15 protein-coding genes are annotated in these 13,970 nt (G+C 62.9%); 9 read left to right on the top strand and 6 right to left on the bottom strand.

The annotated features are described in order from the left end of the window. Window positions 1-32: 32 nt before the first annotated feature. On the bottom strand, window positions 33-458 hold the full coding sequence (locus AC1Q61_RS16440) for a pyridoxamine 5'-phosphate oxidase family protein (RefSeq protein WP_003942732.1): 426 nt from the start codon (window positions 456-458) through the stop codon (window positions 33-35). 160 nt (window positions 459-618) lie between these two features. On the opposite strand from AC1Q61_RS16440, the gene AC1Q61_RS16435 reads away from it, so the two are divergent. Further along, the gene (locus AC1Q61_RS16435; protein ID WP_492651116.1) at window positions 619-1,911 is read left to right on the top strand and encodes an MFS transporter; all 1,293 of its coding nucleotides are present in this window, start codon (window positions 619-621) and stop codon (window positions 1,909-1,911) included. Between the two features lie 91 nt (window positions 1,912-2,002). After that, entirely contained in the window at window positions 2,003-2,959 is a 957-nt protein-coding gene (locus tag AC1Q61_RS16430; RefSeq protein ID WP_007735024.1) for a DMT family transporter, read from the top strand. Here the strand turns inward: AC1Q61_RS16430 and AC1Q61_RS16425 are convergent. The 3 genes from AC1Q61_RS16425 to AC1Q61_RS16415 form a co-directional block, all read right to left on the bottom strand. Further along, window positions 2,921-3,754 carry an SDR family NAD(P)-dependent oxidoreductase gene (locus AC1Q61_RS16425; RefSeq protein WP_003942723.1) on the bottom strand — a complete coding sequence of 278 codons (834 nt, stop codon included), beginning with the start codon at window positions 3,752-3,754 and terminating at the stop codon, window positions 2,921-2,923. The genes AC1Q61_RS16430 and AC1Q61_RS16425 overlap by 39 nt on opposite strands. Further along, window positions 3,751-4,248 carry a nuclear transport factor 2 family protein gene (locus AC1Q61_RS16420; RefSeq protein WP_007735030.1) on the bottom strand — a complete coding sequence of 166 codons (498 nt, stop codon included), beginning with the start codon at window positions 4,246-4,248 and terminating at the stop codon, window positions 3,751-3,753. The genes AC1Q61_RS16425 and AC1Q61_RS16420 overlap by 4 nt, the downstream gene beginning before the upstream one ends. A gap of 93 nt (window positions 4,249-4,341) precedes the next feature. Next, complete coding sequence (locus tag AC1Q61_RS16415; protein WP_003942694.1) at window positions 4,342-4,977, bottom strand: TetR/AcrR family transcriptional regulator; 636 nt, start codon at window positions 4,975-4,977, stop codon at window positions 4,342-4,344. 83 nt (window positions 4,978-5,060) lie between these two features. On the opposite strand from AC1Q61_RS16415, the gene AC1Q61_RS16410 reads away from it, so the two are divergent. After that, window positions 5,061-6,485 (top strand): MFS transporter, encoded by a 1,425-nt coding sequence (locus AC1Q61_RS16410; protein WP_215515860.1) that lies wholly within the window; start codon window positions 5,061-5,063, stop codon window positions 6,483-6,485. A gap of 53 nt (window positions 6,486-6,538) precedes the next feature. On the opposite strand, the gene AC1Q61_RS16405 is transcribed toward AC1Q61_RS16410, so the two are convergent. Beyond that, window positions 6,539-6,994 (bottom strand): ferritin-like domain-containing protein, encoded by a 456-nt coding sequence (locus AC1Q61_RS16405; RefSeq protein WP_080726667.1) that lies wholly within the window; start codon window positions 6,992-6,994, stop codon window positions 6,539-6,541. Next, a complete protein-coding gene (locus AC1Q61_RS16400) occupies window positions 6,991-7,443 on the bottom strand; it encodes a hypothetical protein (RefSeq protein WP_003942726.1) in 453 nt (150 codons plus the stop codon). Before AC1Q61_RS16400 ends, AC1Q61_RS16405 begins: the two co-directional genes overlap by 4 nt. A gap of 271 nt (window positions 7,444-7,714) precedes the next feature. Here AC1Q61_RS16400 and rimP point away from each other — a divergent pair, with 271 nt between their 5' ends. The 6 genes from rimP (at window position 7,715) to rbfA (ending at window position 13,959) form a co-directional block, all read left to right on the top strand. Continuing rightward, window positions 7,715-8,335, top strand: a complete 621-nt coding sequence (rimP, locus tag AC1Q61_RS16395) for a ribosome maturation factor RimP (RefSeq protein ID WP_003942795.1) — start codon at window positions 7,715-7,717, stop codon at window positions 8,333-8,335. Continuing rightward, complete coding sequence (gene nusA, locus AC1Q61_RS16390) at window positions 8,332-9,363, top strand: transcription termination factor NusA (protein WP_003942738.1); 1,032 nt, start codon at window positions 8,332-8,334, stop codon at window positions 9,361-9,363. Before rimP ends, nusA begins: the two co-directional genes overlap by 4 nt. 44 nt (window positions 9,364-9,407) lie before the next feature. Continuing rightward, the gene (locus AC1Q61_RS16385) at window positions 9,408-9,758 is read left to right on the top strand and encodes a YlxR family protein (protein ID WP_019748063.1); all 351 of its coding nucleotides are present in this window, start codon (window positions 9,408-9,410) and stop codon (window positions 9,756-9,758) included. A gap of 108 nt (window positions 9,759-9,866) precedes the next feature. Then, on the top strand, window positions 9,867-12,809 hold the full coding sequence (gene infB, locus AC1Q61_RS16380) for a translation initiation factor IF-2 (protein WP_215515861.1): 2,943 nt from the start codon (window positions 9,867-9,869) through the stop codon (window positions 12,807-12,809). A 113-nt stretch (window positions 12,810-12,922) separates the two neighbouring features. Further along, a complete protein-coding gene (locus AC1Q61_RS16375) occupies window positions 12,923-13,213 on the top strand; it encodes a DUF503 domain-containing protein (protein WP_003942205.1) in 291 nt (96 codons plus the stop codon). A gap of 266 nt (window positions 13,214-13,479) precedes the next feature. Next, window positions 13,480-13,959 carry a 30S ribosome-binding factor RbfA gene (gene rbfA, locus AC1Q61_RS16370; protein WP_003942248.1) on the top strand — a complete coding sequence of 160 codons (480 nt, stop codon included), beginning with the start codon at window positions 13,480-13,482 and terminating at the stop codon, window positions 13,957-13,959. Window positions 13,960-13,970: the final 11 nt, after the last annotated feature.

The following is a 13,970-nucleotide window of genomic DNA, read 5'->3' as shown; positions in this document are numbered from 1 at the left end:
GGCGCGCCGAGCCTTCGCTTTTCTGAGAATTGTCAGATCGCCCCGAGATCCGCAGACAGCCAGTGCTGCGGATTCATGTAGATCGCTACCTGTTCGCCCAACTGCGATCGCGCGAATTCGAGATACCCGTCGACCTTGTCCGGAGCCAGGTAACGCCGCGAGACTTCGACCAGCATCTCGTCGGTGCCCGGAACGATCTTGTCGACGGATCCGCTGACGCTGACGTAACGGATTGTCGGATCGAGCCTTTCGGCCATCAACGAGAAATGCCCGGCCGACTCGATGAGTCGTGCCTTTCGCGAATCCTTGCCCGTGAGGATCCATGGTTTGCCACCGGGTGAGTACAGGTACCAGATCGGGACGGTCAACGGACCGCGCTCGGTGCCGTCCGCCACGGACAGCGCCCCGATGTGGGGTTCGGCCAGGAACTGTTCACGCTCATTTTCGGAGAGTGCCATTCCTCGAGATTACCGCGACGTTTGACATGGCGTTGTGACTCCGTACACAATCGATGTGCTCATTATGAACAGGCGTTCGCAATGCGAACACGTTTTCGATCCGAACTACTGGATCCCAACCGGTCGCGAACGCCCACAAGCAGTGAATGTCGAGGATCCGATGACCGCACATACGCAGTCGAGTTCAATCACCGGTTCGCCTGGGGCGCGTGCCGCAATGTGGGTAGCACCGTTGTGTTGGATCGCTGTGCTTCTGGACGGATTCGACCTGGTCGTACTCGGCGCGGTCATTCCTTCGCTTCTCGACTACGACCCGTGGGGTTTGAGTACCGGCACGATTACGATGATCTCGACCTTCGGGCTCATCGGCATGACCATCGGCGCCCTCGTCATCGGCACTCTCACTGACGTCATCGGTCGACGCCGCGCGCTGCTGTACGCCGTTGCCGCATTCTCGATTCTGACTCTGTTGTGCGCAATTGCGCCCAATCCGTTCATCTTCGGGCTGCTGCGCTTCCTTGCCGGTGTGGGGCTGGGTGGCGCCCTACCGACGGCATTGGCTCTGGTCAACGAATTCTCGAAGAAACAAGGCGGTGGATCTGCGTCGACCATGCTGATGACCGGCTACCACGTCGGCGCCGTTGCCACCGCAGCGCTGGCGCTCGTCGTGATCGAACCTTTCGGTTGGCGAGCGATGTTCGTTGTGGGCGCACTTCCTGCCGTCGCCCTGATTCCACTCATGTTGCGGTATCTGCCGGAATCCCCGTCGTACCTTCTCGCTCACGGAAAGCGTGCCGAAGCCGAGGAAATCGCTGCCCGTTACGGAGTCGAACTCGAGATTGCGCCCACGTCCGAAGTTGAGCGCGCCGAAGCCGCCAATCCCGTTCGCGCACTGTTCTCTTCGAAGTTCTTGCGCAACAGCATCGCCATCTGGATCACCAGTTTCATGGGCTTGCTGCTCGTCTACGGATTGAACACATGGCTTCCGACGATCATGCGTGAGGCCGGTTACAACCTCGGGGCGTCGTTGACGTTCCTTCTGGTCCTCAATGCCGGCGCCGTCGTCGGGCTGTTGATCGCCGGGGGCGTCGCGAACAAGATCGGCCCGCGGACTGCAGCCATCGTGTGGTTCGCCGGAGCTGCACTGTTCCTGGCGCTTCTGAGTGTGAAGGTGTCGTTCGGAATCTACGTGATGGTCTTCCTCGCCGGATGCTTCGTATTCAGCGCGCAGGTACTGGTCTACGCCTTCACGAGCGCCAATCACCCACCTCAGATTCGCGCGACCGCGCTCGGATGGTCGGCAGGTGTCGGCCGGGTCGGTGCGATCTGTGGCCCGATCCTGGGCGGAGTCCTCCTGGGTGCGGGTTACGCCGTGCCGTGGGGCTTCTACGCTTTCGCGCTCGTCGAACTGCTCGGAGCAATTTCTATCTCCTGCACACGGGTGCGCACCTGAAATACCAGTTTCGCTGGTTGACGTGCTACTGCTATCGTAAAACATGAGTATGAAGAGTAGCGCTATCGTCGCGCCGCAGGAACCGCTACCGATGCCATCGTCTCGATCCGGTTTGTGGTGGGGCTTGCTCGGTGTGCTGGCGTTCTCGTTCACCGTTCCGCTCACGAGGGTCGCCGTCGCGGATCTCGACCCCCTGTTCGTCGGTGCGGGCCGCGCCGTCGTTGCCGGGGCCCTTGCGATTGTGATGCTGTCGGTTACTCGCGCGACGCTTCCGACGCTTCGGCAGTGGTTGCGCATCGCACTCGTGACTGTTGGTGCGGTACTGGGGTTTTCACTGTTCACCACGTTTGCGTTGCAGACATCGCCGGCGAGTCACGCGGCAGTCGTGATCGGGCTACTTCCCGCTGCGACCGCGGTATTTGCGGTCGTCCGAGGAAAAGAGCGTCCCAGTAAGGGATTCTGGTGGGCAAGCGCCGCCGGCGCGGTATCGGTCGTAGGGTTCGTGGCGATTGCAAACGGCGGACTCGGCTCGTTTCATCTCGCTGATCTTCTTCTGTTCGCCGCGGTGGTGTGTGCAGCGCTGGCATATTCGGAAGGTGCGTTGCTGGCCCGCGAGATCGGGTCGTGGCAGACGATTGCCTGGGCATTGATTCTCGGACTGCCGGTCACGATTGCGTTGACGGTGGCGTCCATGGCCCAGGCTCCGGTCTCTGCCGATGTGAATTCGTGGCTTTCGTTTGCCTACCTGGGATGCGTGAGTATGTTTCTCGGGTTCTTTCCTTGGTACCGGGGTCTGGCGATCGGTCCCATTTCCACTGTGAGCCAAACACAGTTGGTTCAACCGGTGCTCAGCATTGCCTGGTCGGCGCTGATACTCGGTGAGACGTTGTCACCCTCGATCGTGGCCGGCGGTGTCGTCGTCATCGGGTGTGCCTGGCTTGCCCTGAAGGCGCGAGTGGCAGCGCCGCGTGCTGTGCCGGCACGCGACGCGACCACTGCTACTGATGAATCAGAAAAGCGGGCCGCCACCGAAGGCACTGCGGTGTGACGCCGGTTGTTTCCCGTTGGCGTCGGTGATTCCGTACTCGACGGCCGTCTCGGCGGTGATCAGTGTGTGACCGCTGCGCGCGTTCACTTCTGGATCGTTGGCCAATGCAGTGATGACTTGGCCGACGAATTCCGGGGTTTCGGCCTCGGCCAGTGAGAAGCCTTCGAAGCTCTCGATCCCACTCGCCTCCATCCGCTCGTTGCGGATCAACCCGAGCCAGAAGGAAAGTGCGGTGACGCCGGTCCCCTTCAATTCGACAGCCATGTCCGCGGCCATCTTGTCCAAACCTGCCTTCGACATCCCGTACAGCACAGAGTGCAGGTACCCGCGGGTGCCGAACGACGAGATGTTGCCGATCACTCCACTGCCCCGGGGAACCATCAACTTCGCCGCTTCCACCGAAGCAACGTAGTGGGCGCGCAGTCCGATTCCGATCAGCGAATCCCAATCGTCGATCGGCCTCTTCCAGAACGGATCGGCGAAGCCTGCATAACCCGCCGGGTTTGCCCAGACGTTGTTGACCAGAAGATCGAGGCGGCCTGACTGTTCCTCGGCGATGCGTGCAAACAGGTCGACGATCTGTTGATCGTCGGCGTGATCGCACTGCACGGCAATGCCGTGACCACCGCGCTCGGTGATCTCGGCTGCGGTGCGATCGAGTGGGCCGTCGTCGCCGACGGTTCCTCGGGCCGTCACGTACACCGTCCATCCGTCGCTTCCCAGCGCGAGGGCAATGCCCTTGCCGACGCTCCGGCTGGCACCGGTTACGAGCGCAACTTTTCCGTTCGTCGTCATCGCGGCCCACCCAACGAACCCTCGGCGATGTCAGCGTCCGGGGAAAGGGGAGTGGTGATCGACCACGTCTCCGTGAAATGGCATTGACTCATTTTCCACATACCGTCCTCGATCACGTACTTGTCGTCGTATTCGCCGGTCATCAACTTCTCGGTGCGCCCGACGGTGTCGATCTGGCGGAACTGCAGAGCCCATCGCCCCACCGCCGACGTCTCCGAGGTCAGTGTGATGTCGGGATGCAATCCGTGATGCATGTCGAGGACCGCGTACCGGCCGTCGACCTTGCGAAGAGCGATCTTCTCGAAGATGTCCGCCATCGGCCCCGCGTCGTCGAAGGCGCCGAGGCGGCCGTAGTCGATCGACGCTCCGGAACGGATGAAGCTGTTGCGGAACCCAACTGGATCCTTGGCATCACATGCTCGCCAGTAGCCGTGCTTGAGCTTCTTGATTTCCTCGATCTGTTCGAGTGCGTCGAGGCGTTGTGCGAGATCCAACGTCGGTCCTTTTCGTCTGGGTTTCCCGGAGACATGTCGGATCGACTGTAGGGTGTCCTCAGTCACATGTGTGTAGTTTTTCCCAGTGACCGGTCAGGAATCGGTGTCGGTTTCGCTCGAGGATTCGTCGCCGGTGAGCGTGATCGCAGTCGAGTCGCTGAAGACGCTGCCCCAGAGCTCGCCGAGGGCTGGATCTTCTTCGGCGTGTTCGGGCGCCATCATTGCGAGCAGATTGTTGATCAGCATCCCGTTCGCGATGAACAAACGCGCTTGCTCGGGTGTGCAACCGGTGCGCTCGCGCAGCAAGGTGTAGATGCCGGACATGGCGTTCCGGGAGACGGCGGCGACATCATCGGTGCTGGTGGCGAAGCCGTGCAACATGACAAGCAGTAGGTCTCGGTCGAGAACCAGCTCGCCGTAGGCGGATCCGAGTTCGGCCCAGAACTGCGGATTGCTCGGATCGATCGTGACCGTATCCAATTTGTCGTTGAAGGTGCGGACGATTTCGTCGAGCGCGCGCGTGAACACTGCGTGGAACAAATCTGCCTTGGTTCCGAACATGCGCACGACGTAGGGCTGCGAGACACCGGCTTCCTTGGCGACGGCGTCCGTACTGGTCCCCGAGTATCCACCCTTTGCGAATGCTCGCGTTGCCGCGGCAAGGACCAACGCGCGACGTTCCGGTGCGCTCATCCTGCGGGTACGTGGTTCAGCTGCACCGATCGACATGTTGACACGTTATCACCGGATAGCTTAGTTTCGACCTAAGTAATCATTCGATGCCTTAAGGCACCTTCACTCGAGGAATCACGATGACCGTTTTGACGAAGTCCGGATCGGACGCCGCATCCGGGTCGGAAAGCAGTGGAGGACGTAAGGTTCCGATCGCGATAGCGATGGTTGCTGCCTCTCTGCCCATGTTCATGGCCACCCTCGACAACCTCGTGATGACGAGCGCGCTGCCGGTGATCGAGAAGGAGCTGAATGCGTCCGTCGGGCAACTTCAGTGGTTCATGAATGCGTACACGCTCTGCTTTGCGACGCTGATGCTTTCGGCGACGACGCTCGGCGATCGGTGGGGGCGCCGCAAGATGTTCGTGTTCGGGATCGGGCTGTTCACGGCGGCGTCGATTGCTTCGGCGTTGTCGACGACACCAAGCCTGCTCATCGCGGCCCGAGCCTTTCAGGGCGCCGGCGCTGCCGCGATCATGCCGCTCTCACTCACTCTCCTCGTGGCAGCGGTACCGGAAGCCAAGCGTGCCATGGCAATCGGCGTCTGGGGTGGCGTCTCCGGCCTGGGGATCGCGATGGGTCCCGTGGTCGGTGGAGCGGTAGTCGACGGGTTCTCGTGGCAGGGGATCTTCTGGATCAACGTGCCGGTTGCGATCGTCGCTGTTCCTCTCGCGTTGTATGCGTTGCGTGAATCGACCGGTCGCACACAGCCTCTCGACCTTCCCGGTGTCGCACTCGCCGGACTCGGTGTGTTCCTGGCGGTGTGGGGGATCGTTCACGGCAACGACGAGGGCTGGGGATCGCTTGGAGTAGTTGCGTCGTTGGTCGGTTCCGCAGTCGCGTTGGCACTGTTCGTTTTTCGCGAGATGAAGACCTCGCATCCGGTCATGCCCCTACGTCTGTTCCGCTCACGCAGCTTCTCGATGGCGAACGTCATCGGCTTGACCTTCTCGATCGGAATCTTCGGGGCGGTGTTCCTGCTCTCGCAGTACCTCCAGATCGTGATGGGCTACAGCCCGTTCCAAGCAGGCCTGCGGACGCTTCCGTGGACGGCAGCGCCGATGATCTTCGCGCCTCTCGCCGGTTTTCTGGCGCCGAAGGTCGGGCTCCGTTCGCTTCTGCTGACCGGTCTGTTGCTCCAGGCCGGAGCATTGTTCTGGTTGGCAGCGTTGATCGGTCCCGACGTGACGTACGGGTCGCTGGTTCCGGCTCTACTGATGGCGGGAATCGGTATGGGCCTGACCTTCGCGCCGAGCTCGACGGCGGTACTCGTCGATATGGACGAGCCTGATCACGGAACGGCCAGTTCGACCAACTCGACGCTTCGTGAGATCGGTGTTGCACTGGGAATCGCGGTTCTCACTGCGGTCTTCCTTGCCGCCGGCGGTGCCCTCACGCCCCTCGGTTACGGAGATGCGCTGACACCTGCACTGCGCGTCGGCGGTTGCTTCGTGTTAGTGGCCGTGGTCGCGGCGTGGTTCGTGCCCTCGCATCGCAAGGCCTGAGCACTGCTGTGCGCCTTTATTAACCGCCGGGGGTTAATAAAGGCGCACAGCAGTTACGAAGCCGGGTCCCCCGGGAACGCTGAGGTGGCCGGAGCGGTTCCCAGCGCGGACCGCCATCCGGCGCCGCGGATTGCCGCATCGGTCAGGCCGTCGATTCCGAACGTGCGGAGTTGGTCGGTATCGACCTGTTCGACGAATGCCCTGTAGGTCACGGCGGTGTCGGATTCGATCTGTGCTGCCAGTTGTGCCGCGGTAACGGCGTCCGTCACCGGAAACGGGATCTCGTAAGCTGCCGCGGCTGTCGGTGGGGTCACGCCCGCGTCGGTCGACAGGGCAACCAGCGCATCACGTCGTGCGCGGTGCGCTGCTGTGTGCGTGGCAACCTCGTTGACACGGGCAGGATTCGAAAACGCGGCAACCACTCCGTAAGCGAAGATCGCGGCATTCTCTGATTCGATTGCGGTCAGCAAGGCAGAACTCTCGGATCGACGGGTGTGCGAAGTGATCACGGAAGCAACACCGCAACCTGAGTCGAGCACGACGCGCTGATCGAACCGAGCAGGCCCGCGCGATAGCCGGACATCGTCCGAGCGAGATCCGCGGCACTGCGCGCCGAATCGGCCAGCGAGGTACTCAAGGTTTCGACGCCCGTAGGAGCGTTTGCGACCGAGGTCGACGGGGGCGCTGTGGTCGTAGCGGCGCCGCTGCCCGCTGCTCGCGCAATCTCGGCGTCGAGTTCGAGTGCATGCGCTGTGCGTTCGGCGCTGATCGTGGTCAGTGATGCCGACTTGTCCGGCGCAAGAGCGATGGCGGCGGTTGCTGCTGCCGCGTCGGAGCGGGCTCGATCGGCCTGGGCCGTCAGCTGGTCGACTTCTGCAGCCGCCTCCGCTGTGCCGTTGTCGGTGCAGGCGGACAACGAGAAGGCCGCAGCGCCCAACGCTGCTGCAGTTCCCGTCATCTTGAGCGCACTCCGCCGGGAGAGTGGGGTAGTAGTCATGGGCGTCAGCACCAGTCCATCGTGCCAGGTGGTCGGCCGATCGTTCGAATCCGCGGCACGTGTTCAAGTGTGACGTGCGTCGGGCACTCTGGTCACGGAGACGCGCAATGAGCGGTACTCTTGGATGCTTGCAGCATGTGGCACCTGGTGTCTTTTCATGCTCGCAGCCGCCCACGTCGACAGTCGACACAAGTCGGACAATCGACGACAACTGAAATGAGGAGTTCGCGAGATGCCGGTGCCATCCAGGGAGAGGGTGATCGAGCTGATCTCCGAACTCGTGCACGCCCAGGGTTATGACGTCGAAGACGTTGTCGTGACCAGTGCGGGCAAGCACAGCGCGGTGCGCATCATGGTCGACAGCGATGCCGGGATCGAGCTCGATGCCGCCGCGGAGATCAGCAGACTCGTTTCGGAACTTTTCGACACCCTCGAGGAAATCGGTGAAACGCCGTACACCCTCGAGGTGACCTCTCCGGGAATCGATCGCCCACTGACGCTCGATCGTCACTGGCGTCGGGCTCGCGGACGTAAAGCGCGAATCGATCTGGCCGGCGAGACCGTGGTGGGCCGTATCGGAACGTTGAACGACGATTCCGTGGCAGTTGTCATCGGTGGCCGTGGCGGACTGACCGTGCGCGAGATTGCACTGGGCGACGTTCAGAAGGCTGTAGTTCAGGTGGAGTTCTCGAAGCCCAGTGAGGCGGAGTTGGAACTCGCGGGCGGCATCCCGGAGGGGCGCGCAGTTCCCTCCGATGCGGTTGACCTCACCGAGGACTCGGGCGTGGACAGTGTCGAAGACGACGAAGCAGAATTAGAAGACGTAGAAAACGAAGAAGGGTTCGACAAGTGAATATCGACATTGCAGCGTTGCGAGCGATCGAAGCCGAAAAAGGTGTCTCGATCGAAACTGTGATCGCCACGATCCAGACCGCGCTGCTGACGGCGTACCGCCACACCGAGGGGCACAAGCAGAACGCTCGGATCGATGTCAACATCAAGACCGGTTCGGTGCGAGTGATGGCGCACGACACCGATGCCGACGGCAACATGATCGGTGAGGAGTGGGACGACACTCCCGAGGGATTCGGACGCATCGCGGCCACCACCGCACGCCAGGTCATCCTGCAGCGTCTGCGCGACGCCGAGCACGAGCGCAGTTTCGGTGAGTTCTCGACCCATGAGGGTGAAATCGTCGGCGGTGTCATTCAGCGTGACACGCGTGCGAATTCCCGCGGAATGGTCGTCGTCCGAATCGGCAGCGAATCCAATGGCGCCGAAGGATTGTTGCCGCCTGCAGAACAGGTTCCCGGCGAGAACTACGAGCACGGTGAGCGCATCAAGTGCTACGTCGTCGGGGTTGCTCGCGGAGCCCGCGGCCCACAGATCACCCTCTCGCGGACCCACCCGAACCTGGTTCGCAAGTTGTTCGCACTCGAGGTTCCAGAGATTGCGGACGGCAGCGTCGAGATCATCAACGTCGCGCGCGAAGCGGGGCATCGTTCCAAGATCGCCGTCGCCTCACGTGTGCAGGGGCTCAACGCAAAGGGTGCATGCATCGGCCCGATGGGTCAGCGCGTCCGCAACGTCATGAGCGAACTCGCGGGGGAGAAGATCGACATCATCGACTTCGACGAAGATCCCGCGACGTTTGTGGGCAACGCACTTTCCCCGTCGAAAGTGGTCTCCGTCACTGTCGTCGATCCCGAGGCTCGTGCGGCCCGTGTCATCGTGCCCGATTTCCAGCTTTCGTTGGCCATCGGAAAAGAGGGTCAAAATGCCCGCCTGGCTGCGCGGTTGACGGGTTGGCGTATCGACATTCGTAGCGATGCGGCACCCGTTGGCGACGCGTCCGACCGGCCCGCCACGTCCAACGGATAACGGTGGAATGCAGTGATCGAGACGGTTCGGCGGTAGAGTGGACAATGGTTCGACGTGAGTCCTCGGATTCTGCGCGCGTGAAACCCGGTTCGCCGGTCAGAACGTGTGTGGGATGCAGGGAACAAGGGTCGGCTGTCGATCTGTTGAGGGTCGTGGTTGGTGAGCAGGGGCCGGAGGGTTCCCCGCTCGTCCCCGACGTATCGCGAAGACTCCCCGGTCGAGGTGCATGGCTGCACCTGGATCCGAGTTGTCTGAGCCTGGCAGAGCGGCGCCGAGCATTCAGCAGAGCACTGCGAGTGTCCGGAAATCTGGACACGTCCGCTGTCGACCAGCTGGTCGACGCAGTTCACACAAAAGCAGTACCTCTCGAGAAGAACAGGCACAAGCACTCATGAGCACACCGTGAAGCACCAACGATGAACGTCCATCGGCGATAACCCGAGGTCGTGCGGGACCCACATCTGTGGGATGCCTCCTGCTCGACCTCATCAGTGAGGAGAGCAGTGGCAGGCAAGGCCCGCGTGCACGAGTTGGCTAAAGAACTCGGTGTCACCAGCAAGGAACTACTCGCAACGCTCAAGGAGCAAGGCGAGTTCGTGAAGTCTGCGTCATCCACAGTGGAGGCGCCCGTCGCCCGTCGTCTGCGGGAGTCATTCCCGTCGGCAGGCGGAGCAGAAACCAAGTCCGAGACCGGCGCAGCCGCTCCGGCGGCTCGCCCCGCGGCAAAGCCCGGCGCACCGTCGCCGTCGGCTGCAAAGCCTGGCGCACCGCGTCCCGGCCCCAAGCCGGCCGCACCCGCACCGGCTGCTCCCGCAGCTCCGGCCCCGGCAGCCCCCGCGGCTCCCGCAGCCGCTGCTCCGGCAGCACCGTCAGCGCCGGTCCCCACCCCGACGTTCAACGCTCCGAAACCAGCACAGCCGGCACGTCCGGCTCCGGCTGCTCCCGCAGCGTCGGCACCGGCAGCCCCCGCGGCTCCGGCCGCACCGTCCACCGGCGCAAAGCCCGGCGGACCGCGTCCGGGACCGAAGGCACCTCGCGTCGGTAACAACCCGTACTCCTCGGCACCCGCCGAGCGTCCGGCACCTCGTCCGGCTCCCGGCGCACCGCGTCCGGGCGCAGGTCAGGGCGGTTCTCGTCCGGCTCCAGGTCAGGGCGGTCCCCGTCCGGCTCCCGGTCAGGGCGGTTCTCGTCCGGCTCCGGGTCAGGGCGGTCCCCGTCCGGCTCCCGGTCAGGGTGGACCCCGTCCGCCTGCAGGTCAGGGCGGACCCCGTCCCAGCCCCGGCTCCATGCCTCCTCGCCCGAACCCGGGTGCAATGCCTGCTCGTTCCGCTCGTCCCGCGCCCGGTGGCGGCGGACGTCCGGGTCGTCCCGGTGGCGCTCCCGGTGGTCGTCCGGGTGGCGGCGGTGGATACCGCGGTGGCGGCGCTCCCGGCGCCGGTGCTGGTGCAGGTGCTCCCGGTGGAGCAGCTCCGGCCGGTGGATTCCGCGGTCGTCCCGGCGGCGGTGGCCGTCCCGGTCAGCGCGGCGCAGCGGCAGGTGCATTCGGTCGTCCCGGCGGAGCAGTTCGCCGTGGACGTAAGTCGAAGCGGGCGAAGCGCGCCGAGTACGAAAGCATGCAGGCTCCCGCAGTCGGCGGCGTCAGGCTGCCACGCGGCAACGGCGAGACCATCCGTCTCGCTCGCGGCGCATCGCTGTCGGACTTCGCGGACAAGATCGACGCGAACCCCGCAGCACTCGTGCAGGCGTTGTTCAACCTCGGTGAGATGGTCACGGCAACTCAGTCGGTCAACGACGAGACGCTGGAGCTGCTCGGCGGCGAAATGAACTACGTCGTGCAGGTCGTCAGCCCGGAGGACGAGGATCGCGAGCTGCTCGACAGCTTCGACCTCACCTACGGCGAGGACGCCGGCGGAGAAGAGGACCTCGAGTCCCGTCCGCCTGTGGTCACCGTCATGGGCCACGTCGACCACGGTAAGACCCGTCTGCTCGACGTGATCCGTAAGGCGAATGTCCGTGAGGGCGAAGCCGGCGGCATCACGCAGCACATCGGTGCCTACCAGGTGCTGACCGAGCTCGAGGGCAACGAGCGTCTCGTGACGTTCATCGACACCCCCGGTCACGAGGCCTTCACGGCCATGCGTGCTCGTGGTGCCAAGGCCACCGACCTCGCGATCCTTGTTGTCGCAGCCGACGACGGCGTCATGCCGCAGACGGTGGAAGCGATCAACCACGCCCAGGCGGCCGACGTGCCGATCGTGGTCGCGGTGAACAAGATCGACAAGGAAGGCGCGAACCCGGACAAGATCCGGCAGCAGCTCACCGAGTACGGACTGGTGGCCGAGGAATACGGCGGAGACACCATGTTCGTCGACATCTCGGCGAAGCAGGGTCTCAACATCGACGCACTGCTCGAAGCAGTGCTGTTGACGGCCGACGCTTCCCTGGATCTGCGCGCCAACCCGGACATGGACGCTCAGGGTGTTGCCATCGAGGCGCACCTCGACCGTGGCCGCGGCCCCGTCGCTACCGTGCTCATTCAGCGCGGAACGCTGCGGGTCGGCGACTCGATCGTTGCCGGCGATGCTTACGGCCGCGTCCGCCGCATGGTGGACGAGCACGGTCAGGACGTCCACGAGGCACTGCCTTCACGTCCGGTCCAGGTCATCGGCTTCACGTCGGTCCCCGGTGCAGGCGACAACCTGCTCGTGGTCGACGAGGACCGTATCGCTCGTCAGATCGCGGACCGTCGCAACGCACGTAAGCGCAACGCGCTTGCAGCGAAGAGTCGTAAGCGCATCAGCCTCGACGATCTCGATGCAGCTCTGAAGGAACATTCACAGCTGAACTTGATCCTCAAGGGTGACAACTCGGGAACCGTGGAGGCCCTCGAAGAGGCTCTCCTCGGAATTCCGATCGACGACGAGGTGCAGTTGCGCGTCATCGACCGCGGTGTCGGTGGCATCACGGAGACCAACGTCAACCTGGCTGCTGCGTCCAACGCGATCATCATCGGCTTCAACGTCCGCGCCGAAGGCAAGGCAACGGAGCTGGCGAACCGTGAGGGCGTCGACATTCGCTACTACTCGGTGATCTACCAGGCCATCGACGAGGTCGAAAAGGCACTCAAGGGTCTGCTCAAGCCGGTGTACGAAGAGGTCGAGCTGGGCAAGGCAGAGATCCGCGCCATGTTCCGTTCGTCCAAGATCGGCAACATTGCCGGTTGCTTGGTCACGTCGGGCAGCATCCGTCGCAACGCCAAGGCACGTCTCATCCGCGACAGCAAGGTCATCGCCGAGACGGTCACCATCTCCTCGCTCAAGCGGGAGAAGGAAGACGCTACCGAGGTTCGCGAAGGCTACGAATGTGGTTTGACCGTCACCTATTCCGATATCAAGATCGGTGACGTTCTCGAGTGCTACGAGCTTCGCGAGAAGCCGCGCGACTGATTATGTCGACACGGGCGTTGGGGCGGACGCACGTGAGTACTAGCTGACATGGACTCTCTCGGACTTGAACATACAAGTCCGAGAGAGTCCATTCGGCTCTGTCTAGGGGGAAAATGTTTGTAGGGGCACTGGAGTTCGACATCCTTTTCGGCGATGTCCACTCACTCAAGGAAAAGCGTTCGATGCTGTCGCCGATCCTGACGGAACTCCGTCGATTCGGTGTGAGTGCAGCGGAGGCGGGGGAGCAGGGACGCCTGCGTCGTGCGCTCGTGGGCGTCGGTGTGGTCAGTTCGTCCGTCGATCACCTGCACGACGTTCTCGATCATTGTGAGCGGGCGGTCGCCGAGCGTCCGGAGATTCAGTTGCTGGCTGTGCGAAGGCGAATTTTCGGCCCGGAAGACTGAGCGTCACCGATCTGTGTCGCTTAGCCACTCTTCCAGACGCCGTAACGAATCGAGTTCGTCGGCAAGGGATTCGGTGGCTTCGGGACCAACTGTGGCGGTGTTTGTGCTCACGCTCGACGCATGCGACAACTGACCTCTACCGATGGTGATTTGGTTGCCGGGTAGCCGATGGACGAGACTGTTGTCGGGAATAATTCTTGTTAACCAGAACTTTGATCGATCGAGTCACCTCGATTCGAGTGGCCAGGTAGAGGAGACTGACAGTCATGGTAGATCCAGCCCGGGCACGCAAGTTGGCAAAGCGTATCGGAACCATCGTCGCGACGGCGATCGATCACGAGATCAAGGATCCGCGACTCGCATTCGTGACCATCACGGACACCAAGGTCACCAACGATCTGCACGACGCGACGGTGTACTACACAGTCATGGGCGAGAAGGTCGATTCCGCACCCGATGTGGAAGCCGCCGCCGCAGGTCTCGAGAAGGCCAAGGGTGTTCTGCGCTCGAAGGTCGGTGCCGGAACCGGAGTTCGCTTCACACCGACTCTGACGTTTGTCGCCGATACCGTTCCCGACACCGCGCGTCATATGGAAGAACTGCTGGCCCGTGCCAAGGCCGCCGACGACGAGGTCGCCAAGGCGCGTGAGAATGCACAACCGGCCGGAGATGCAGATCCGTACAAGGAGCCGCGAGTGGCTTCGGACGAAGACGAGGCGTCGCCAGATGTTCGTGAAGCCGACTGACGCGCACCGAG

It is taken from the genome of Rhodococcus sp. MPR-R1B (assembly GCF_058793255.1).
The sequence above is the reverse complement of the archived record's forward strand: the minus strand, read 5'-3'. Positions and strand labels throughout refer to the sequence as shown.